Annotated in this window: 15 protein-coding genes and 1 pseudogene; 8 read left to right on the top strand and 8 right to left on the bottom strand. The window is 73.3% G+C overall.

The annotated features are described in order from the left end of the window. Nucleotides 1-100: 100 nt before the first annotated feature. Nucleotides 101-478 carry a DUF3499 family protein gene (locus tag ACFZAX_RS34640; RefSeq protein ID WP_390966838.1) on the bottom strand — a complete coding sequence of 126 codons (378 nt, stop codon included), beginning with the start codon at nucleotides 476-478 and terminating at the stop codon, nucleotides 101-103. Between the two features lie 356 nt (nucleotides 479-834). On the opposite strand from ACFZAX_RS34640, the gene ACFZAX_RS34635 reads away from it, so the two are divergent. Then, a complete protein-coding gene (locus ACFZAX_RS34635; protein WP_390966836.1) occupies nucleotides 835-1,266 on the top strand; it encodes a metallopeptidase family protein in 432 nt (143 codons plus the stop codon). A 37-nt stretch (nucleotides 1,267-1,303) separates the two neighbouring features. On the opposite strand, the gene ACFZAX_RS34630 is transcribed toward ACFZAX_RS34635, so the two are convergent. From ACFZAX_RS34630 to ACFZAX_RS34620, 3 genes are all read right to left on the bottom strand, one after another. Beyond that, on the bottom strand, nucleotides 1,304-2,872 hold the full coding sequence (locus ACFZAX_RS34630) for a DUF5719 family protein (RefSeq protein ID WP_390966834.1): 1,569 nt from the start codon (nucleotides 2,870-2,872) through the stop codon (nucleotides 1,304-1,306). Then, complete coding sequence (locus ACFZAX_RS34625) at nucleotides 2,869-6,795, bottom strand: glycosyltransferase (RefSeq protein ID WP_390966832.1); 3,927 nt, start codon at nucleotides 6,793-6,795, stop codon at nucleotides 2,869-2,871. The genes ACFZAX_RS34630 and ACFZAX_RS34625 overlap by 4 nt, the downstream gene beginning before the upstream one ends. A gap of 505 nt (nucleotides 6,796-7,300) precedes the next feature. Next, complete coding sequence (locus ACFZAX_RS34620) at nucleotides 7,301-7,564, bottom strand: WhiB family transcriptional regulator (protein WP_274030489.1); 264 nt, start codon at nucleotides 7,562-7,564, stop codon at nucleotides 7,301-7,303. Nucleotides 7,565-8,353: 789 nt separating this feature from the next. Between ACFZAX_RS34620 and ACFZAX_RS34615 the strand changes: the two genes are divergently transcribed. Genes ACFZAX_RS34615 through ACFZAX_RS34605 form a run of 3 tightly spaced genes read left to right on the top strand, consistent with a single transcriptional unit; the run spans nucleotide 8,354 to nucleotide 11,190 of the window. Beyond that, nucleotides 8,354-8,854, top strand: coding sequence for a cysteine dioxygenase (locus ACFZAX_RS34615; RefSeq protein ID WP_390966830.1), 501 nt, complete (start codon nucleotides 8,354-8,356; stop codon nucleotides 8,852-8,854). Between the two features lie 45 nt (nucleotides 8,855-8,899). Then, nucleotides 8,900-9,856, top strand: coding sequence for a 2-phospho-L-lactate transferase (gene cofD, locus ACFZAX_RS34610; RefSeq protein WP_390966828.1), 957 nt, complete (start codon nucleotides 8,900-8,902; stop codon nucleotides 9,854-9,856). Next, complete coding sequence (locus tag ACFZAX_RS34605; RefSeq protein WP_390966826.1) at nucleotides 9,853-11,190, top strand: coenzyme F420-0:L-glutamate ligase; 1,338 nt, start codon at nucleotides 9,853-9,855, stop codon at nucleotides 11,188-11,190. The genes cofD and ACFZAX_RS34605 overlap by 4 nt, the downstream gene beginning before the upstream one ends. A gap of 66 nt (nucleotides 11,191-11,256) precedes the next feature. Here the strand turns inward: ACFZAX_RS34605 and ACFZAX_RS34600 are convergent, their stop codons facing one another. The 3 genes from ACFZAX_RS34600 to ACFZAX_RS34590 all read right to left on the bottom strand — a co-directional run bounded on the left by ACFZAX_RS34600 (nucleotide 11,257) and on the right by ACFZAX_RS34590 (nucleotide 15,221). Further along, nucleotides 11,257-12,279 carry a DNA-3-methyladenine glycosylase family protein gene (locus ACFZAX_RS34600; RefSeq protein ID WP_390966824.1) on the bottom strand — a complete coding sequence of 341 codons (1,023 nt, stop codon included), beginning with the start codon at nucleotides 12,277-12,279 and terminating at the stop codon, nucleotides 11,257-11,259. 305 nt (nucleotides 12,280-12,584) lie between these two features. Next, nucleotides 12,585-13,676, bottom strand: coding sequence for a sugar phosphate nucleotidyltransferase (locus ACFZAX_RS34595; protein WP_390966822.1), 1,092 nt, complete (start codon nucleotides 13,674-13,676; stop codon nucleotides 12,585-12,587). 81 nt (nucleotides 13,677-13,757) lie between these two features. Then, entirely contained in the window at nucleotides 13,758-15,221 is a 1,464-nt protein-coding gene (locus tag ACFZAX_RS34590; RefSeq protein WP_390966821.1) for an N-acetylmuramoyl-L-alanine amidase, read from the bottom strand. Between the two features lie 138 nt (nucleotides 15,222-15,359). Here ACFZAX_RS34590 and ACFZAX_RS34585 point away from each other — a divergent pair, with 138 nt between their 5' ends. From ACFZAX_RS34585 to ACFZAX_RS34570, 4 genes are all read left to right on the top strand, one after another. Then, complete coding sequence (locus tag ACFZAX_RS34585) at nucleotides 15,360-16,112, top strand: TIGR03089 family protein (protein WP_390966819.1); 753 nt, start codon at nucleotides 15,360-15,362, stop codon at nucleotides 16,110-16,112. Nucleotides 16,113-16,392: 280 nt separating this feature from the next. Next, entirely contained in the window at nucleotides 16,393-17,724 is a 1,332-nt protein-coding gene (locus ACFZAX_RS34580) for an LCP family protein (RefSeq protein ID WP_390966817.1), read from the top strand. Nucleotides 17,725-17,948: 224 nt separating this feature from the next. Then, nucleotides 17,949-19,739 carry an LCP family protein gene (locus tag ACFZAX_RS34575; RefSeq protein ID WP_390966815.1) on the top strand — a complete coding sequence of 597 codons (1,791 nt, stop codon included), beginning with the start codon at nucleotides 17,949-17,951 and terminating at the stop codon, nucleotides 19,737-19,739. Nucleotides 19,740-19,789: 50 nt separating this feature from the next. Further along, complete coding sequence (locus ACFZAX_RS34570) at nucleotides 19,790-21,502, top strand: LCP family protein (protein ID WP_390966813.1); 1,713 nt, start codon at nucleotides 19,790-19,792, stop codon at nucleotides 21,500-21,502. Nucleotides 21,503-21,586: 84 nt separating this feature from the next. Here the strand turns inward: ACFZAX_RS34570 and ACFZAX_RS34565 are convergent. Next, a pseudogene (locus ACFZAX_RS34565) lies at nucleotides 21,587-21,700 on the bottom strand (glycosyltransferase family 2 protein); the annotation flags it as partial.

Raw genomic sequence — 21,700 nt, 5'->3', positions numbered from 1 at the left:
GGGTCTGGGCTGAGCGCCCAAACTACCCGTCCGCCGGTACGCCGTTACGGGCCACCCACCGGTGGTCCGGGGTGGCGGTACGGGGCGGTGGCGGGCGCCGTCAGGAGTCGGGGGAACGCAGGACCCGCAGGTGGCCCCGGCGCGCGACCTCGACGGGGTCGGCGGTGCGCGGGCCCCGGACGGTGCCGTCCTGCCCCCGGTCGTGCGGGCGGGCGGCCTCGCGGACCGCGTTGGCGAGCGCCTCGAGATCGTCGGCGCTGTGGCGGGTGGGTACGGAGGAGTCGGTGAGCCTGACCACCTCCCAGCCCCGGGGCGCGGTGAGGCGCTCACCGTGTTCGGCGCACAGGTCGTAACAGTGGGGCTCGGCGTAGGTGGCGAGCGGGCCGAGGACCGCAGTCGAGTCGGCATAGACGTACGTCAGTGTCGCGACGGCGGGACGGCCGCACGCGGTGCGCGAACAGCGACGTACAGGGCTCACGATGTTGGACGGTACCGCACTCTTGAGCGGGCTGCGACGACTCTCCCCCCGGGTCGGGCCACCGTGTCGTTGATCGTCCCCGGTGACAGTGGGCCTCGCGGGGGTCGTGGCGGTCCGCGGCCGGGGAGAGAGCGACTGGTCACAGAGGTTCCGCTTGTGCGCGCGCGTGAGCACCCCGTGGTGGCGGGAAGGGCGGGGCGTGAGGATTCGGTGATCACGAGCCGGGCCGAAATGTGGCTCAACTTGGCCGGAAAATTGAGGTTGAAACGAGTCTCGGGGAAGGCGCGGGCGATGCGGCGCCGCCCCGTGCCCGGGCGGCGGACCACCCCCGCCGGGAGGGTTACGCTGCGTCGGTGATGGACAGTTCCGTACCTTCTCCCTCGCCCGATCCCCGGCCCCGGCACCGCGACCGCCACGGCCGCGGCATGCGCGGGCCGGTGGCGCCGCCGCAGGTGCCGCTGTCGATGAACCGCGCGGAGAGGTTCCGCGACCTCGTGCAGGACTCGGTGGAGCGCCTGGAGCGGCGGTGGCCGCAGCTCGCCGAGGTGGACTTCGTGGTGCTCGACGTCCCGTCGGTGACGACCGAGGACACGGTGCCCCTGGGGCGCGCGATCTCGGCGGCGAAGGGGCAGCCCGCCCGGATCGCCGTCTACCGGCGCCCCATCGAGATCCGGTCGAAGACCCGCGACGAGCGGGCGCTGCTGGTGCACGAGGTCGTGGTCGAGCAGGTCGCGGACCTGCTCGGGCTCTCCCCGGAGTCCGTGGACCCCCGGTACGGGCAGGACTGAGCCCCGCCCGTACCGACGAGGTCCGCGGCCGGCGCCGTCAGTCGTCCAGCACCGTCAGGTCCTGTACCGCGGCCGGGACTTCGACCGTGCCCCGGTCGTCCGGCAGCGTCTGCACGGTGAACATCTGCACGCCGTCCTCCGGGAGGGCGAGCGTGCGGGCCGCGTAGACCGGGCCGCCCGACTCCGTCTCCACCGTCAGCGCGTACGCGCCCTTGAGTCCGGACGGGACGGGCGGGGTGAACGCGAGCGTCGTGCCGCCCTTGACCGTGTACGACTTGACGGTCTGTTCACCGCCCTCGCTCCCCGCCGAGGCGGTGACCTTCACCTGGGCCGTGGCGCCGGGTGCGACGAGCGACAGGGTCGAACCCTTGGCCCGGTTGTCGGCCACGCTCGCCCGGGCGCCGACCGGCCGGGTGGCCGGGATGTACGCGATCTCCTGCGCGGAGCCCGTCCCCCGCACCACGCGCAGCGCGGCGACGATCGGGGTGGCCCGTTCGCCCTCGACGGGGGCCAGCCGCAGCGAGCCCGGCTCCTTGCGGGTGACGTTCTTCAGGTCGACGCTCGCTGTCATACCCGACTTGACGTGCAGGGTGTCGTTGCCGGCCGGGGAGAAGGTCGCCGACTTCCCGACCAGCTGCACCTCGACGTCCGCGTCGTCCTCGCCGGGCGCGTACGCGATCAGCTGGACCGAGGTGGCGTCGGCGGGGATGCCGGGCAGCACCACGGTGGCGGAGGGGTCCGCCGAGGCGGTGAGCCAGTCGCTGCCGCTGTCCTCCCGGGCTCCCCGGACGACCGCGCCGACCCGGCCACTACGGGTGGTGACGTGGGCGGTGGCGTCGTCGACGGCCTCGCCGGTCAGGGTGGAGAGCAGCATGGCCACGCTGGAGTGCGCCGGGACGGCGATCCCGTCGCCGACGTCCGCCTTGAGGTCGCCGTCCGGGCCGAAGAGCTGGATGTCGACGACGGCGGCGCTGCTGTCCGGGTTGGTCAGGTGGATGTAGTCCTGCGCCTTGGCGGCGGTGCTGACGCCGGGGAACCAGAACTCCGTGTCGGGCGCCGTGCAGCTGACGCCGAGCAGCCCCCGGGTGGAACCGGCGGTGACCGAGGTGGTCTGCTGCGTGCTCCAGCCCGGCGCGAGCGCGCCGGTGGCGGTGCCGACCAGCGCGGGGGCGTCACCGCCGTCGGCGTCGGCGGTAACGGGCTTTCCGGTCTCCTTGAGCGCGACGACCGTCTTCCCGGCGTTCCCCGCGTCGGCCTTGTCGCCCTTGCCGCTCTCGTCCGTCTTGCTGCTCTTGTCGGTCTTGCCGCTCTTGTCGGACTTCTCGGTGGAGGTGCCGTCGTCCGTGACGGGCCGCGTCTCCTTCAGCTCGGCGGCCGACTCCCCGCTCGTCCCCTTCCCGGCCGGGGTGTAGGAGGTGTACGCCGTCTCGGCGAGCTCGGAGTCGCTGGGTGCCGGGCAGAGCAGGCTGGACCGCTCGACGGGCAGCCTGGACGCCGACGCGGATGTCGCCGGTGCCGAGTCGCCGGGCGCGTTGAACGCGGCGAAGCCGGTGACGGCGGCGAGGGCGACGGTGCCCGCGATGAGGGACAGGGGGGTGGACTTCACTCGGACTCGCCTCGCGATGCGTTACGGGTCTGCCACGGCGCCTGGTCCGGGGCGTTCGGGTCGACCTGCTCGTCGGTGTCGTGGACGCCGTACTGCTGCCCCGCGTACGGGTCGTACGGGGCCTGGGTCTCGTAACCCTGGTACTGCTCCTGCGGTTGTTGCTGCTGCTGCCCGTAGCCGTACGGGTCGTAGACGGGTGGCTGCTGGTACGGGTCGGCCTGCTGGAACTGATCGGTCCCGTACTGGTCCGTCGTCGCGTACTGGTCCGCCGCCGGGTACTGCTCGGACTGGTGCTGCTCCGGCTGGTACTGCTCGGCCTGGTACGGGGCGTACTCGGCCTGCTGGTACTGCTGCTGCCCGTCCCACTCGGCGTAACCCTGCTGGGGAACCGCGGCGTACGTACCGTCGCCCCCGGCCTGCGCCGGGACGTAGGCACCGTCCGCCGCCTGGGCCGGGACGTAGGCACCGTCCCCGGCCTGGGCCGGGATGTACGCGCCGCCGTCGTCCTGCGCGGGGGCGTACGGCTCCGGCTCGGGCCGGTCGTCGGCGGCCGGGTCCGCGCCGCCCCCGGGCGCGTGCGACGGCAGGTCCGCACCGTCGGCGGAAGCGGCTTCGGCCAAAGCGCCTTCGGCATCCTCCCCGGCGGCCGCTTCGGCCTCGGCGGCGGCGCGCAGCCTGCGGGCGCGGCGTCCGTCGCCCTCGGCGGCGTCGGCGGCGGCAGCGGCTTCGGCGTCCTCGGGGAGGTCGTCGTCGACCTCGCGGCGGCGGCCCGGCAGGGCCATGACGACGAGGACCACGGCGAGACCGATCTGCGCCCAGATCCACACCGAGTGGGTGATCGGGGTGTCGTACGTGAGGTCGAGCCGGCCGCCGGACGCGGGGAGCTCGAAGCCCTGCGCCCAGCCGTCGACGGTCTTGCGGGGAAGGGGCTTGCCGTCCAGGGTGGCCTGCCAGGCGGGGTCGGCCGCGTCGGCGAGGCGGAGCATCCGGCCGCCTTCGCCCGCCGGGATTGTGGTGTGGGACTCCACGGTGCCCGAGGGGACCACCACGCCCGCGCCGTCACCGGAGGCCGGGACGATCATGAGGCGGGCGACGTCCTGGTCGACCCGCCAGAGCGCGCTGCCGTCGAGCTGGCTGAGGCGGCTGAGGCCGGGGGTCGCGTCGAGGACCCGGCCCATCTCGCGGGGGGCGCCGTCGCGTACGAGGACGTACCGCACGGCGAACCCGCTGAGCTGGTGGCCCTGGTCGGCGCCGGAGCCGGCCACCAGGTTGGCGACGACCTTGTCGAGGTGGCTGTCGCTGCCGGTCGACCGGGTCAGTTCGGCGTCGCCGAGCCGGGCGCCGGACCCGCGGACCAGGGTGTACGAGACCGATCCGGCGGAGGTCCCGCCGAGCACCAGGGTGCGCGGCTGGTCGGCCGTGGTGCTCTCCTCCGCGACGAACGCGGGGACCTGCACCGGGTCGCGCCGCTCCAGTGGTCCGGCGGCGCCGCCCGCCATCCAGGCGAGGGCGGCCACCACCGGCGCGGCGGCGGAGGCCAGCGCGATCAGCACGGCCACCGGCTGCCGCCAGCCGAAGTTGAGGGCGGCGACGCGGATGCGCGCCCCGTCCGCGCCCAGCAGGGCGGCGGCGATGAGCGCGGTTCCGTAGACGAGGGTGGCGGGACCGGCCCAGGTGGAGCCGTTGCTGAGGCCCGCGAAGAGCAGGCCGACGAGCGCGGCGGCCCAGGCGGCGCGGATCGCGGTCTGCCGTTCGCCGCGCAGCAGGGCGGCCAGGGCGGCGAGCACCACGCCGAGGAAGAGGACGGAACCGCCGCCCTTGGGTCCGCCGGGGCTCAGTGACAGCAGGTCGACGGCGGAGGCGGTGCCCGCGCCGAGGTCCAGGCCCGCCTCCCGGAGGAAGCCGGACGGCCGGCTCAGCAGGCTGAGCGACCAGGGGGCGAGGACGAGCAGCGGGGTGCCGACGGTGGCGAGGAACCGGAGTCCGTACGCGGCGAGGTCCCGGCGGCGCAGGGCGAGCACGCCCAGACCGAGGACCACGGCGAGCGGCCACACGATCGGGGTGAACGCGGTGGTGAAGGTGAGCAGCAGGGTGAAGGCCCAGGTGGCCCGCCAGCTGCCGCGGACCCGTCCGTCACCGCGCAGGCCGTGGGCCGAGACGGCGGTACGGGCCATCAGCGGGAGCAGCACGGCGAGCACGGCGGTGCCCACGCGTCCGGTGGCGAGCGCTCCGGTCACGGCGGGCAGGAAGGCGTACGCGACGCTCGCCCAGGCCCGCAGCAGGCGGGACTCGATGAGCGGCCGGGACATGAAGTAGGCGGTGAGTCCGGCGAGCGGCACCGAGCAGACGAGCAGCAGGGTCAGCGCGAAGCCGGTGGAGCCGAAGAAAAGGGCCGAGACGGCGGCGAGCACGCCGAGGTAGGGCGGGGCCGCTTCGGTGGAGCCGGTGACGACCGGGTGCCAGCCGTCCGCGAACCGGCTCCAGAGGTCGGACACCGCGTCGGGCGCGGGCAGCAGGGCCCCGCCGGCGAGCGCGCCGCCGCCGAGCAGGCCCCGGCAGGCGAGGAGCGAGACGAACAGCAGGAGGGCGAAGAGGACGGGGCCGGGTTTGCGGCCGATCCGCTTGAGCCGGGCGAACTGTTCGATCTCCAGGAAGTCGGCGTCGTCGCCGCCGGGGCCGGATTCGACGGCTCCGTGGCGCGAGCCGCCGGCGGCGTCGGCGTCGGAGCGGGAGCCGAAGTTGCCGGCGACCTGTTCGACGGTGGCGCGGACGGTGGCACCCGGCGGCGGGAAGAGGGAACGGAGTTCGGCCGGGTCGACGGTGCCCTTGCCGCGGGCGCGGCGGGCGGCCATGATCCTGCCCGGCCGGAGCAGGGTGCCGATGAGGCCGGTGACCTCGTCGAGCGCCTGGCCGGGGACCTTGCCGACGAGGTAGGCGAGGGTGCGGAGCAGGGTGCCGACGACGAGGCGGAGCAGCACCCAGGGAAGCTTCTTGACCGGGGTGTTGGCGAGCATCGCGTAGACGGCGCCGGCCCGGTCGACGCGGTGCGGGCCGACGACGGAGCGTCCGGCGCAGTCGATGGGGCGGCGCTCGCGGGCGGCCGCCTCGGCGTGTCGCAGCACGGCGTCGGGGGCGACCAGCACCCGGTGGCCGGCCTGGTGGGCGCGCCAGCACAGGTCCACGTCGTCGCGCATCAGGGGGAGTCTGCGGTCGAAGCCGCCGAGTTCCTCCCAGACGTCGCGGCGCACCAGCATGCCGGCGGAGGAGACGGAGAGGACGGAACGGACCTGGTCGTGCTGGCCCTGGTCCTGTTCGCGCCGGTCGAGTCCGGTCCAGCGGCGGCCGCTGTTGGCGATGGTGACGCCGACTTCGAGGAGCTGGCGGCGGTCGTACCAGCCGCGCAGCTTGGGTCCGACGATCGCGGCGTGCGGGTCGGTGTCGACGACGCGCAGCAGTTCGGCGAGGGCGTCGGGCTCGGGGGCGCAGTCGTCGTGGAGCAGCCAGAGCCACTGGACGGGTTCGCCGTAGGGGAGTTCCGGCAGGTCGTAGGCGTCGTCGCGCCAGGTCCTGGTGACGGGGTCCCAGCCGCTGGGTCGCTTGAGGTACGGCAGGTCGTCGACGGTCGGCTCGGCGGCGGTGCGGACCGCTTCGTCGACGGCGGTGCCGAAGCCGGTCCGGCGCGCGAGGTGGAGCACGCGGTCACCCCCCAGCGCCTCGGTGACCAGCCGCGCGGAGTCGTCGGCGCTGCCGGTGTCGGCGGCGACGGCGTTCTGTACGGGGCGCTCCTGCCCGAGCAGCCCCGCGAGCGCGTCGGGCAGCCAGCGCGCGCCGTCGTGGGAGACGAGCACGGCGGTGACGACGTGCCGGGGAAACTCTGGGGCGACGGACGCGTTCGGCGCCGCCGGGTGACTCTGCACGGACATCGAGGTACGGGCCCTCCGGCCGGGTTCCGGGGGCGTTCCCCCCGGTGAGGCTGCATCGGTGTACACGCGCGCCCCGGCGGGGCGTTGGCGTGTCTCGGACGGGGCCCCACACTAACGGTACGGATCGGGGGCGACGGCGCCGAGCGGGTGAACCCCGGCCGCACCCCGCAGGGTATGGAGGCCGTGCGGCAGTCCGGGCAGCAGGGCCCGCGGGGGTGCGGGCGCGCCGATGGCCCGTGGTCCGGACCCTGGGGGGAGGGTCGGGGCCACGGGCCATCGGGAGATCGCGCACGGGTGGGGCGCATCGGGGCGGGGCCGTGCGGAGTGGTGGCGGCCCTGCGGTCGTGCCGGGCGGCACGGTGTCGTGCCGGGTGCCGCGCCGTGAGGCCGCGGGGCGATGCGGTGGAGGTGTCGTGAAGATACGGAGCCGTACGGCAGACCGTCGGGTTGACCGCGCGTCAGGCCCGTCCGCCGCGGAGAGCTCGGGCTTCCGGAGCCGTACCGGTCACATCGCGGCCTTCTTCAGGCGCCGCCGCTCCCGCTCGGAGAGCCCGCCCCAGATGCCGAACCGCTCGTCGTTCGACAGGGCGTACTCGAGGCATTCGGATCGGACCTCGCAGGCGAGGCAGACCTTCTTGGCCTCCCGGGTCGATCCGCCCTTCTCGGGAAAGAAGGACTCGGGATCGGTCTGGGCGCACAGTGCGCGCTCCTGCCAGCCGAGTTCCTCGTCCGCGTCCTCGACCAGCAGTTGCTGGAACAGCTCGGTCATGTGCGCCCCTCGTCTGTCTCTTACGTCCCCGTGACGTGACCGTCACTCTCCGTGCGGCCGAACAACACGAGTGAAATTACAAGTGTGTAGCTCCGAGCCGGTCAAGCGAGCTTCTGCTATTGGCCCCGGTATTCACTCTGCGGAACCAAACATACGCGGAAAGTTACCAAATCACCAAAAACGTGACATATGCCTAGGGCTCAGCCCCTCCATCCCACTCTCCAACGAGTGAGACGGACGGAGTTTCCGCGCCGGTTCGATTCGATCACCGAAGCGACCAAGATCACAGACGAGTCACAGACCGTCAGCGAGGTTTGAGCGCCCGGATGATGCGCCACCTGTCCTGCCCCGTCGGTGCACAAACCTTTCTTCAGCCCCGGCGACCGAAAGGGGTGAAACATTGCCGCCAAATGGGACGCCGAGTTGACAGCGCGGGGAACGAGCCGGTCTCCTTGGCACCATGCCAGCGACCGTCGCGATGTACGCCACCCACGACCGTGGGTTCCGCACCGCTGTCCAGGCCCGCTGTTGCTGTTCCAGCTGTCGCTGCTGTTGATGCCCTCGCGGCTCCGGCTCCGATCAGCGCTCCCGCTCTGAATCCCGGTTCCCGCCTCCCTGTCCGTGCCCCGCACGGGTACGGCGGCGGCCGGACGCCACGGGCCTCCAGCACCCCGCCCCCGGGCGCCCCGCGCAGGAAACCGCCGTACCGGCGCGTACCCGCGGACTCCCGGGCACCACCACCGAGCCGCACCCCCACACGCACCACCGATGCCGAGGACCACCGCATCCATGAACAACGACAGCGACCTGCAGATCGCCGGCGACCTCCTGGAGGTCCAGCACCTGCTCCTGCCGCCGAAGCAACACCCCACCACGGTGGCCGAGTTCGCCGGGCTGGCCCGCTCCATCGCCGCCGACCGCGCCCAGTGGGCCCCGCTCGTCCAGTACGACGCCACCACCCGCTGGTACCACCGTCTGCGCACCGGCCCCGGCTACGAGGTCTGGCTGCTCAGCTGGGTTCCCGGACAGGGCAGCGGGCTCCACGACCACGGCCTCTCCTCCGGCGTACTGACCGTGCTGGAAGGCGAGTTGACCGAGCGCACCGAGCGCGGCACCCGCACCGTCGGCGCCGACAGCCAGCGGGTCTTCGCCCCCGGCTACGTCCACGAGGTGGTCAACGACTCCCTCGCCCCCGCCGTCAGCCTGCACGTGTACTTCCCCGGCCTGACCGAGATGCCGATGCACACCGCGCGGTGCGCCCCCGCGGCCCTGGACGCCGTACCGGCCTGAGAACCCGCCCCGCGAACGGGCCGGCCCGGCTGACAAACTGTGGGCATGCGCATTGTGGTTCTGGCCGGCGGTATCGGTGGTGCTCGTTTCCTGCGTGGCCTCAAACAGGCCGCACCGGACGCGGAGATCACCGTCATCGGCAACACCGGCGACGACATCCATCTGTTCGGGCTGAAGGTCTGCCCCGACCTCGACACCGTGATGTACACCCTCGGCGGCGGCATCAACGAGGAACAGGGCTGGGGGCGCACCGACGAGAGCTTCCACCTCAAGGAGGAGCTCGCGGCCTACGGTGTGGGGCCGGACTGGTTCGGGCTGGGCGACCGCGACTTCGCGACCCATGTGGTCCGTACCCAGATGCTGGGCGCGGGCTTCCCGCTCAGCGCGGTCACCGAGGCTCTCTGCGCCCGCTGGCAGCCGGGGGTCCGGCTGCTGCCGATGTCCGACGACCGGGTCGAGACGCATGTGGCCGTGGAGATCGACGGCGAGAGCCGGGCCATCCACTTCCAGGAGTACTGGGTGCGGCTGCGGGCGTCCGTGGAGGCGCGGGCGATCGTGCCGGTCGGCGCGGAGCAGTCCACGCCGGCCCCGGGGGTGCTGGAGGCGATCGCAGCGGCGGACGTCATCGTCTTCCCGCCGTCGAACCCGGTGGTGTCCATCGGCACGATCCTGGCGGTGCCCGGCATCCGGGAGGCCATCGCCGAGGCCGGGGTCCCGGTCGTCGGACTCTCCCCCATCGTGGGTGACGCTCCGGTACGCGGAATGGCCGACAAGGTGCTGGCCGCGGTGGGTGTGGAAGCGACGGCGTCGGCGGTGGCCGAGCACTACGGCTCCGGGCTGCTGGACGGCTGGCTGGTGGACACCGTGGACGCCGGTGCGGTGGACGCGGTGGAGGCGGCGGGCATCCGCTGCCGCGCGGTGCCGCTGATGATGACGGACGTCGACGCCACGGCCGAGATGGCCCGCCAGGCGCTGGCGCTGGCCGAGGAGGTACGGGCGTGAGCACGGCGGAGACGGGTGCGGTTCCCTCGTTCCGGGTGTGGGCGCTGCCCGGGCTGCCCGAGGTGCGGGCGGGCGACGACGTCGCCAAGCTGATCGCCGCCGCCGAGCCGGGGCTGGCCGACGGCGACGTCCTGCTCGTCACTTCGAAGATCGTCTCCAAGGCCGAGGGCCGGATCGTGGAGGCGACCGACCGCGAGGCGGCGATCGACGCGGAGACCGTGCGCGTGGTGGCGCGGCGCGGCACCCTGCGCATCGTCGAGAACCGGCAGGGCCTGGTGATGGCCGCCGCCGGGGTGGACGCCTCGAACACCCCCGCCGGGACCGTGCTGCTGCTGCCGGAGGACCCGGACCGTTCGGCCCGGACGATCCGGGACGGGCTGCGGGACACGCTGGGCGTGGAGGTCGGCGTCGTCGTCACGGACACCTTCGGGCGGCCGTGGCGGGCCGGGCTGACGGACGTGGCGATCGGCGCGGCGGGGGTGCGGGTCCTGGACGACCTGCGGGGCGGTTCGGACACGTACGGCAATCCGCTGAACGCGACGGTGGTCGCCACCGCGGACGAGCTGGCCGCTGCGGGCGACCTGGTGAAGGGCAAGGCGGCCGGGCTGCCCGTCGCGGTGGTGCGCGGGCTCGGGCACGTGGTCACCGCGGGCGACGCCTCCGCCCCCGGGGAGGAGACCGGGGCGCGGGCGCTGGTGCGGAGCGCCGCCGACGACATGTTCCGGCTCGGCACGTCCGAGGCGGTCCGGGAGGCGGTGACGCTGCGGCGCACCGTCCGGGAGTTCACCGACGACCCGGTGGACCCGGGGGCGGTCCGGCGGGCGGTGGCCGCCGCGGTGACCGCTCCGGCGCCGCACCACACGACGCCCTGGCGGTTCGTGCTGCTGGAGTCCGAGGAGTCGCGGACCCGGCTGCTCGACGCGATGCGGGACGCCTGGATCGCCGATCTGCGGCGCGACGGGAAGAGCGAGGGGTCGATCGCGAAGCGGGTGCGCCGGGGCGACGTGCTGCGCTCGGCGCCGTACCTGGCGGTGCCGTGCCTGGTGATGGATGGTTCGCACCACTACGGGGACGAGCGGCGGGACACGGCGGAGCGCGAGATGTTCGTGGTCGCGGCCGGGGCCGGGGTGCAGAACTTCCTGGTGGCGCTCGCGGGCGAGCGCCTCGGTTCGGCGTGGGTGTCGTCCACGATGTTCTGCCGGTCCGTGGTGCGCGAGGTGCTGGACCTGCCCGGCACCTGGGACCCGCTGGGCGCGGTGGCCATCGGCCGTCCGGCGACGGAGCCGCGCGAGCGGGCGGCCCGGGACGCGGAGGACTTCCTCACCGTGCGCTGAGGCAGGTGGGCGGTCGGGCCGCCGGCCCGGCTCCCCCGGACGGCCCGGCGAGCGGTTCCCGGGTTTTCAGAGTGACGCGATGTCCCCCGGGGTCATCCGGGGGCCGCGGCGCGGCCGGGACACCCCGGAGAGAAGGATCAGGCGGGTCGCCCGGTGGCGCTGGCCCTCGTAGGGGGCGAGCAGTTCCAGCATGCGGGTGTCGTCGGCGTGCCGGTCGTCCGCGAGGGCGTGGCCGACGATGCCCGGCAGGTGGTAGTCGCCGGTGGTGACCGCGTCAGGGGCGCCGTTGGAGCGCTGGAGGGTCTCGGCGGAGGTCCAGGGGCCGATGCCCGGGACCAGTTCCAGCCGGGCCTTCGCCTCGGGCAGCTCCATGCCGGCGGCTTCCTCCAGGCGGCGGGCCACCCGTACTGCGCGCAGTACGGTCGCCGAGCGCTTGGCGTCGACTCCGGCCCGGTGCCACTCCCAGGACGGCACCAGCGCCCAGGTGCGCGCGTCGGGGATGACGTGCAGCCCCAGCTCGGCGGTGGGTCCGGGGGCGGGAGTGCCGTGCGCGCGGACCAGGAGCCGCCACGCGCGGTAGGCCTCGGTGGTGGTGACCTTCTGTTCGAGGATCGACGGGATCAGGGACTCCATCACCAGCCCCGTGCGCAGGAGGCGCAGCCCGGGGCGGCTGTGCCGGGCGAGGGCGAGCAGCCGGTGGCGCGGTTCGAAGGCGTCCGGGTCGTCGGTGGCGCCGAGCAGTTCGGGCAGCTGGTCGAGGAGCCAGTCGGCACCGGGCCCCCAGGCGGTCGCCCCGACCCGGCCGCCGGGCACCGCGCGGACGCGGAGGGTGCCCGGGCCCGCCGGGGTGCGGGTGGCCCGCCAGACGCTGCCGTCGTCGGTCGTGCGGAAGGTGGGGTCGCCGGCCCCGCGCCGCAGCGGCCCGAGGACCAGGCGCAGGTCGAGCGGGCCCGGCGGGGTCCACTCCCGCGTCAGCGGGACCGGTGCCGGGACGGGCCCGGAGGCGGCGGGTACGCCCCCGCGCGCGGCGGACGGCGTCTGCCGGGGCAGGCCGGTGCGCGTGGTGCGGGGGGCGAAGCGTCCTGCCACGGGTCGGTGTCCTCGGTGGTTCGGGGTGCGGGGGCGTGCCCCTCCGAGGGTACGGCTCCGGGGTCCGGGGCCGACGGGAGCGCCGGGCCCGGGAGACGTACCTCACCGGCCGGAAGCCTCACGGACGCGCGAACCGGCCCGGGGCGCGTCAGGGACGCGCGAACCGGCCCGCGTGGGTCCGGCCCGCGTGGGTCCGGCCCGGGTAGGTCCGGCCCGGGTGGGTCCGGCCCGCGTGCGTCACCGGCCCGCGTGCGTCACTGGTCCGCGTGCGTCACTGGTCCGCGTGCGTCACTGGTCCGCGTGCGTCACTGGTCCGAGGAGAAGCGGACCGACCCGTCCGGGAGGACCGCGTCGCACCAGACGCGGACCCCGTCGCGGAGCTCGTTGTCGGCGCCGACCCGGGCGCCGTCGCCGATGACCGCGCCGGCCAGCACCGTACGGCTGCCGATCCGGGCGCCGGCTCCGACGAGGGAGTCGGTGACGACGGCCCCGGCTTCGATCACCGCGTCGGCGAGCACCGCCGAGCCGGTGATCCGGGCGCCCTCGCCGATCACCGCGCGTTCGCCGACCACCGTGCCGCCGCTGAGCTTGGCGTCCGGGGCGACCTGTGCGCCCGGCAGCACCAGGCGTTCGCCGCAGCGGCCGGGGACGGCCGGGGAGGGTGCGCGGCCGAGGACGAGGTCGGCGGAGCCGCGTACGAACGCCTGCGGGGTGCCGAGGTCGAGCCAGTACGTCGAGTCGACCATGCCCTGCAGGTGGGCACCCGCGGCGAGCAGGCCGGGGAAGGTCTCGCGTTCGACGGAGACCGGCCGGTCGGCGGGGATGGTGTCGATGACCGAGCGGCGGAAGATGTACGCACCCGCGTTGATCTGGTCGGTGACGATCTCCTCGGGCGTCTGCGGCTTCTCCAGGAAGGCGCTGACCCTCCCCGTGGCGTCGGTGGGGACGAGGCCGAACGCACGCGGGTCCTGGACCCGGGTGAGATGCAGCGAGACGTCGGCGCCGGAGTCGGTGTGCGTGGTCACCAGGGCCCGGATGTCCAGGCCGGTGAGGATGTCGCCGTTGAAGATGAGCACCGGGTCGTCGGGGCCCGAGGTGAGCTTGTGGGCCACGTTGCGTATCGCGCCGCCAGTGCCCAGCGGTTCGCGCTCGGTGACGTACTCGATGTGCAGGCCGAGGTCCGAACCGTCACCGAAGTGCGGCTCGAACACCTCGGCCAGATAGGACGTCGCCAGCACGATGTGCTCGACGCCGGCCGCCCGCGCGCGGGCCAGCTGGTGGGTGAGGAAGGGGACACCCGCCGCCGGCACCATCGGCTTCGGGGTGCGGACCGTGAGGGGACGGAGCCGGGTGCCCTTCCCACCGACCAGGAGGATCGCTTCTCTTGCCTCTGTCACGGCGTCTGTTCTCTGCTTCCTGCCGGGGGCCGGGCCTCGTTCGGCTGGCCAGTGTATGCAGACCCGCCGGCCCGCCCCCGGTCAGCGCCCCTGGAGGCGGGCCGACGTGGTGCGGGCCGTGCCGAGCTTCTTGTAGAGACGTGCTCCGGGGCATTCGGTTGCGAATCCGTCGCGGTGCCCGGAAATGGCGTTCATTTTGACCGAACTGCCCTTCTTGTACCTGTTGCCGCCGCCGGAGACGAGGGTGACGGAGCCCTTCGGGTTGATGCCGAAGAGCCCGAGCTTCCAGGCGGTGAGCTTGGCGACGGCGTTCACCGCCGCGGTGGGCGGATTGGTGCTGGCGAAACTGCCGAGGACCGCAATGCCCATGGTGTTGGTGTTGAAGCCGAGGGTGTGCGCGCCGAGGACCGCCCTGGTGACACCGCCGGCCCGGCCCTCGTAGATGTTTCCGCACTTGTCGACGGCGAAGTTGTAGCCGATGTCCCGCCAGCCGTTGCTCTTGACGTGGTAGCGGTAGATGCCGCGCAGGATGGAGGCAGACTGGGAGCAGGTGTAGTTGTTCCCGGTGGCGCTGTGGTGGACGAAGGCCGCCTTCACCGTCGTGGTGTACGCGAACTGACGCTCGCGCAGGCTCTCGTCGGCGCCCCAGCCCTTGCGGGTGACGATGCCCGGGCGGGGGCCGATGTACGGCTTCGCCGCGGCGACCGCCGCCCCGGCCCGGGGCGCGTCCGTCCCCGGGTCGCTCTTCCCGTCCTGGCCGGCTCCGGATTCCGCCGGGAGCCCCAGTCCGCGGGCCTGCGCGTCGGCGATCGTCTGGGCGCGGCTGAGCGCGGGCAGCACCGCGACGTCGGCGGTGTCCGTGTCGGGCGGGACCGCCGCGTCCGTGCCCGTCGTGTGGGCCTCCCCCGCCTTGTCCGCCTCGCCCGTCGCCGCCGTGCCCGTCGCCGCCGTCTGCCCGCCCGCGACCGTGCCGGCGGGAGCGGGCGCCGGGTCCGCGCCGGGGTCGACGAGTTCGAGGCGCATTCCCTTCGGGAGGGCCGCCGGCTCGGCGGCGCGGCCGAACAGGTCGGTGACGGCGGGCCGGACCCGTACCTCCACCGCGTCGGAGGCGCCGACCCAGAGCGGGGCGGTCGCGCCGCGCACGGAGGCCGCGTCCGCTTCGGGGGTGCCGGGTTCCGCCGCGTGCTCGTCGTTGTGCGTCTCGACGGACTGCCAGCCGGACCAGCGGGCGGTGGAGGTGGCGCGGGTCCGGACCTCGACCGTGCCGGGCAGTTCCGCCGCCGCGTCGTCCCAGACGACGCCGAGGAGGGAGAAGGGCTCGACCTCCTTGGGGGTGAGGCCCTGCGGCACGACGGCGGACGTCTCCCCCGCTGCCCGGTTCTCGGTGAGCGGCACCAGCGGCAGGGACTGCGTCGAACCGGGAGGGTCGGCGGTCGGGGCCGCCGAGGCCGGCGCCACGGGCAGCGCGGGGGTGGACGCGGCGACCGAGAGGGTGAGTGCGGCCGCACAGGTGACGCCGATCGTTGCGGCGTGGAGAGTACGCATGTCATTGATCCTCAAATAGGCTGATACGCCCGGCCACTCGACAGACCCCCCGTTCCCCTGACGGCCCGTCTGCCGAACGGTGGCCCCGCGTCCCCGTTCCCCGGCCGCCCGGCGCCGCCGCCGCGTACGCTTGCGCGGATGAACGCCAGCGACCGCACCCCCGCCGACCTGCTGCGATCCGCGCTCCTCGCGGACCCGGCCCGCCCCCTGGTCACTTTCTACGACGACGCCACCGGCGAGCGCGTCGAACTTTCGGTCGCCACCTTCGCCAATTGGGTGGCCAAGACCGCGAATCTGCTCCAGGGCGACCTGGCCGCCGAGCCGGGCGACCGGCTCGCTCTGCTGCTCCCCGCGCACTGGCAGTCGGCCGTCTGGCTGCTCGCCTGCGCCTCGGTCGGCGTGGTCGCCGACGTGGGCGGAGACCCGGCGGCGGCCGACCTCGTGGTGACCGGCCCGGACACGGTGGAGCGGGCCCGTGCCTGCCGGGGCGAGCGCATCGCCCTGGCGCTGCGCCCGCTGGGCGGACGCTTCCCCGCCGTGCCCGAGGGCTTCGCCGACTACGCGGTCGAGGTGCCGGGCCAGGGCGACCGGTTCGCCCCCTTCCAGCCGGTGGACCCGGACGCCCCCGCGCTCGTCGTGGGCGGCACGGAGCTGACGGGCGCGCAGCTCGTCGCCCGCGCCCGCGAGGAGGCCGCCGGGCTGGGGCTCGCGCCCGGTTCACGGCTGCTGTCGGGGCGTTCGTACGACAGCTGGGAGGGGCTCGCCGCCGGGCTCTGGGCGCCGCTGGCGTCGGGCGGCTCGGTGGTGCTCTGCCGTCATCTCGGGCAGCTGGACGAGGACGGGCTGGCGAAGCGGGTGGAGAGCGAGCGCGTCACCCACCGCGCGGTCTGACCTGCCGGGCCGGGAGCCGGGGGCGGTCGCCCCTGGCTCCCGGCCCCGTGCTCCCGGCCCCGTGCTCCCGGCCCCGTGCTCCCGGCCCCGTGCTCCCGGCCCCGTGCTGCCGGCCCCGTGCTGCCGGCCCCGTGCTCCCGGCTGCCGGCTCCTGCGGAGGGCCCGGCGCGTGCCGGTATGAAAAGCGCCGCGAGGGTCACTCGTCCGGCCCCTCGCGGGCCCGGTCCCCGGGGCTGGGCGGCGACTCGGGTACATCATCGGCGGTACCGACCACCCGAGGATGGACGCAGACGTGACCGACAGCACTGGCACGCCGGCCGACCCCGACCCGGACTCCGGGCCCGGCCCCGGCGGCCCGGACGCCGGCGGGGGCCGGAACGACGGGCAGCGGGACGGCGGTCCGCAGGACGGCGGGCAGCGGGGCGGCCGGAGGCCCGGGAGCTGGGCGGCCCGTCCCGAGGCCGCGCGTCCACAGGGCCACGAGCGGCACTGGGTGCGCTGGACCGCGCTGGGCGCGTCGCTCGTCCTCCTGGTCGCGGCGGGCGTCGGCTGGTGGCTGTACCGGAAGCTGGACGACAACATCCGTACGGACAACGGCGCCGAGGCGGAGCTTCGGGCGTACGAGCGGGAGCGCCCCACCGCCCTGGTGACGGGCGCCCAGAACATCCTGCTCATCGGCTCGGACAGCCGGGCCGGGGACAACCGGAAGTACGGCCGGGACAACGGCGGGGCGCAGCGCTCGGACACGGTGATCCTGCTGCATCTCGCGGCGGACCGGGAGAGCGCCACCGCGGTGTCCGTGCCCCGGGACCTGATGGTGGAGATCCCGGGCTGCCACGGCTCCGGCGGCAAGGCGACCGGCGCGCAGACCGCCCAGTTCAACTGGGCGTTCGAGATCGGCGGCACGGCCTGCACGGTGCGGACCGTGGAGCTGATGACGAAGATCCGCGTCGACCACCACATGGTGGTCGACTTCAGCGGGTTCAAGGACATGGTCGACGCGGTGGACGGGGTGCGGATCTGCCTCCGGGAGCCCGTCGACGACCCGGCGGCGCATCTGAAGCTCCCCGCCGGACGGCACACGCTCGACGGCGAGCAGGCGCTCGGCTACGTACGCGCGCGCAAGTCGCTCGGCAACGGCAGCGACACCGCGCGGATGAACCGGCAGCAGCAATTCCTCGCCGCCCTGGTGAACAAGGTGCAGAGCAATGGCGTCCTGCTCAATCCGACCCGGCTCTACCCGGTTCTCGACGCGGCCACGAAGTCGCTGACGACGGACGCCGGACTGGACTCGTTGCGCGATCTCTACGGACTGGTCCGCGGAATGCGGAACGTACCCACGGACAAGGTGCAGTTCCTGACCGTCCCGCGTCGGCCCTACCGACAGAACGCGAACCGGGACGAATTGGTGCAACCGGACGCGGACCGGCTTTTCGAGCAACTGCGCGCGGACGCCCCGGTCACGGTCGTACCGGCCAGGAATTCGGGCAACGGCCCCGCTCCGGCAGAAAGGGCGGAAGCGGCGCACGGCACCGCGTCCGGTGCGGCCAGGGCGACGCCGAACCCCACTTACTCGGGCACGAATGCTGCGGACGACCTGTGTAAGCAGTAAAGCAATTCCCAAGCGGAACGACACAATCAGCGCGGAATGGGTGGAATGCCCGGTTGTAGGGGCCGTGGAATGTGTCACGCTCGTCGCTGCACTCCGGAACGGGCGGATAGTGTGACGCGATCCGGTGCGTCCGGCCTTCCGGCCGCGCACTTCTGGAACGCAGATTCGGAGCGCCTTTTCGGGGAGGGCGCCTCGCGTGGCACCGACGGAGGACCCAGGCAACCGTGGATGCGCAAAGCCGTGGACGGGCGGACGATATCGACCCCGCGGACCAGTGGGTCCTGAACCCGCAGACCGGCAATTACGAACTGCGACTGAACCACTCCGAAGAGCGTTCTCCGCGAGTGGACGAAGCCCCCCGTATTCCGCGGGGCCGAAACGAATCGGATGCCGGAGAACCCCGTCCGGGCGGTCGTCGCCGGGCCCCCTCTCCCGAAACGGACGGGGACGGGGCACCGCGCGGGGACGAGCGGGTGCCCGGCCAGCGCAGCCGCCGGGCGGGCGGGCCCAAGCGTGCGGCGGAGACCGAGGCCCCGGCGGGGCGACGCACCCGCAGGGCGAAGAAGAGCGGCAAGAAGAAGTGGCTGGTGTGGACCGGCGGCGTGACGGCGTTCCTCGTCGTCGCCGGCTCGGGCGGCGCGTACGCCCTCTACCGTCACTTCAACGGCAACATAGGCACCGTCGACGTGGGCTCCGCCGGCAACAAGAACGTGACCAGCTCCGGCCCGATGAACATCCTGATCATCGGCACCGACAAGCGCACCGGCAAGGGCAACGAGGGCTACGGCGACGCCGGCAGCGCGGGCCACGCCGACACCAACATCCTCTTCCACGTCTCCGCGGACCGGACCAACGCGACCGCGCTCAGCATCCCGCGCGACCTGGTCATGGACATCCCCGACTGCGAGACGAAGCAGGAGGACGGCACCACCGAGGTCATCCCCGGAACGCCGAACGACCGCTTCAACATCAGCCTCGGCCAGGAGGGCCGCGACCCCGGCTGCACCATGCGCACGGTGAAGGAGCTCACCGGCCTGTCGGTCGACCACTTCATGATGGTGGACTTCAACGCGGTCAAGGAGCTCTCCACGGCGGTCGGCGGTGTCACCGTCTGCATGGCCAAACCGATCGACGACCCCAAGTCCCACCTCAAGCTGCCGAAGGGCGAGTCGAAGGTGGAGGGCGAGCAGGCCCTGGCCCTGCTGCGGACCCGGCACAGCTTCGGCAACGAGAGCGACCTGGACCGGATCAAGGTCCAGCAGCAATTCCTCGGCTCGATGATCCGTCAGATGAAGTCGGACGACACCCTGACGAGTCCCACGAAGCTCTTCAAGCTGGCCAACGCGGCGACCAAGGCACTGACGGTCGACTCGGGCATCGGTTCGGTGGCGAAGCTGACCACCCTCGCCAAGGAGCTCTCCAAGGTTCCGGCGAAGAACATCACCTTCACCACGGTGCCGGTCATAGACAACCCGGACGAGCCGAAGCCGGTCACGGTCGTCGTACATCCGACCAAGGCCGAGCAGCTTTTCGAGACGATGCGTCAGGACGTCTCCCTCACCGAGGTGGCGGCGCAGAAGAAGGCCGACGCCGCGAAGCAGAAGAGCGCGCAGGACGCCCTGCTGGAGGGGACGCGGGCGGAGGCCGCCGACGTGCGGGTGGACGTGTACAACGGCGGGAAGATCTCCGGTGCGGCCGGGGCCACCGTCAGCTGGCTCCAGCTCGAAAAGGGCGTACTGAAGTCCACCAACAAGGCCAACGCGCCGGAGAAGATCGACAAGACGACGCTCGAGTACGCGCCCAACCAGGCGGACCAGGCCCGGGCGCTCGCCGACATGATGGGGCTGCCGGCCTCGGCGCTGAAGCAGGGCACCACGGACGCCGAAGGGCTGGAAGCGATGACGCTGACGCTCGGCGCCGACTTCAAGGGGGCCGGGGTCGCCGTCGACGCACCCGCCACGGCGCCCACCGACATCCAGAGGGCTAGCGCCGACAAGGCGGTGTGCAGCGAGTGAAACCCGTTCGCCGCACCACCGCGAGAGTCTGAGCAGCAGGGGGGGTCCCGTTGGGACGGAACAGTACGCCCGGGGAGGGGACGCGACCACGCGTCCAGCAGGCCGGTCAACTCGGCTGGGACGACAGTCTCTACGCCGACGGGGAAGCGGCCAAGGGCGGTACGGGGGAGGGCGGGAAACCCGGGCCGGGTCCGGACGGGGCCACCGTCCCGGGGCCGCGGAAGGGCCGTAAGGCCGGTCGCGGTGCCGACGGGCCGTCCCGGCACGCGCCCAGGAAGGGCAAGCGCCGCGTCCTGCGGTGGAGCGCCTCGGTGCTCTCCCTGCTGATACTCGCGACCGGCGCGGCCGGTTACGCGTACTACGAGCACCTGGACCACAACATAAAGAAGGAGGATCTGACCCTCGGCGACAAGAAGATGACCGAGCACAAGGCCAACGCGGCCGGTCAGACTCCGCTGAACATCCTGATCATCGGCTCCGACGCCCGTGACACCGCGGCCAACCAGAAGCTGGGCGGCGCGAAGGAGACCTTCAACTCCACGCCCCTCGCCGACGTCCAGATGCTGCTGCACGTCTCGGCGGACCGCAGCAACATCTCGGTGGTCAGCATGCCGCGCGACACCATGCTGAAGATGCCCAAGTGCACGGACCCGAAGACCGGCAAGGTCTACGAGGCGTCCACGTCCCTGGTCATGACCAACACGAGCCTGGGGCGCGGCGGTCCCGGCTGCACGGTCGCCGCCTGGTACGAGCTGACCGGTATCACCATCGACCACTTCATGATGATCGACTTCGCCGGTGTGGTGTCGATGGCCGACGCGGTCGGCGGCGTGCCCGTCTGTGTCGACGCCAACGTCTACTCGCACACCAGCAAGGGCGCGGGCTCCGGTCTCAAGCTGAAGGAGGGCACCACCTCCGTCAAGGGCAAGCAGGCCCTCCAGTGGCTGCGGACCCGCTACGGCTTCGAGGACAACACCGACCTGGGCCGGGAAGAGGCGCAGCACCAGTACCTGAACTCGATGGTCCGCGAGCTCCGCAAGGGCACCAAGCTGACCGATCCCGGGAAGCTGATGGACCTCGCCGAGGCCGCGAGCAACGCGCTCACGGTCGACACGGCCCTCGACCCGAAGGGGCTGTACGACCTGGGCGGGGAGCTCAAGAAGGTCCCGCCCAAGCGGATCACGATGACCACCATGCCGAACGTCTACGGCACGGGGGCGCTCAAGGACCGGGTCCTTCCGAAGCCGGGCGACGCCGAGCAGTTGTTCCGGATGGTGCGCGACGACGTGCCGCTCGACGGCAAGGCCTCCAAGCCCACGGCGACGCTCTCGCCCACGCCTGCCGACCCCTCCGCGCCGGTCGACGAGATCGCCGTGACGGTGCGCAACGGGACCGCCACCGACTCCGAGAACCCGGCTCGCGGCCGCGCCGGTGACGTACGGGACCAGCTCGAGGACGCCGGCTTCGTCCGGGCCACGCTGAACTCCTCGGACGTCACCCCGTCGGCGCGGACCAGCGTCCTCTACCCGAGCGCGGACCTGGAGGGCGACGCCCAGGCGGTCGCCAAGGCGCTCGGCATCCCGGTGTCGCTGGTGAAGCAGTCGACCGACGTCTCCGGGATCTCGCTGGCGGTCGGTGCCGACTGGCGCGACGGGGGCAGCTACCCCGCCGCGGCGGACGACAAGACCCCCGATTCGGCGAAGGCCCTCAGCGGGGACGACGAGAAGGCCTGCATGCACGTGAACCCGGACTTCACCTGGTAGGCCCCGGGGCACGCGTACGAGGGAGGGGCTCCACCGTCGCGGTGGAGCCCCTCCCTCGTACGTACGCCATCTGCGGGCGGCCCGTCAGGCGGTCTGCCCGCTCAGGGAGGGGCGGCGGCCGGCGATGACGCGCCGGGCCAGCGAGCGGGGGCTGGTGAGGAAGCCGTACCCCCAGGACATGTGCATGGTGGCGAGGGC

The sequence above is a fragment of the Streptomyces sp. NPDC008125 genome (assembly GCF_042957125.1).
GTDB lineage: Bacteria > Actinomycetota > Actinomycetes > Streptomycetales > Streptomycetaceae > Streptomyces.
Note: the sequence above shows the minus strand (reverse complement) of the source record. Positions and strands in the feature narration are given on the sequence as shown.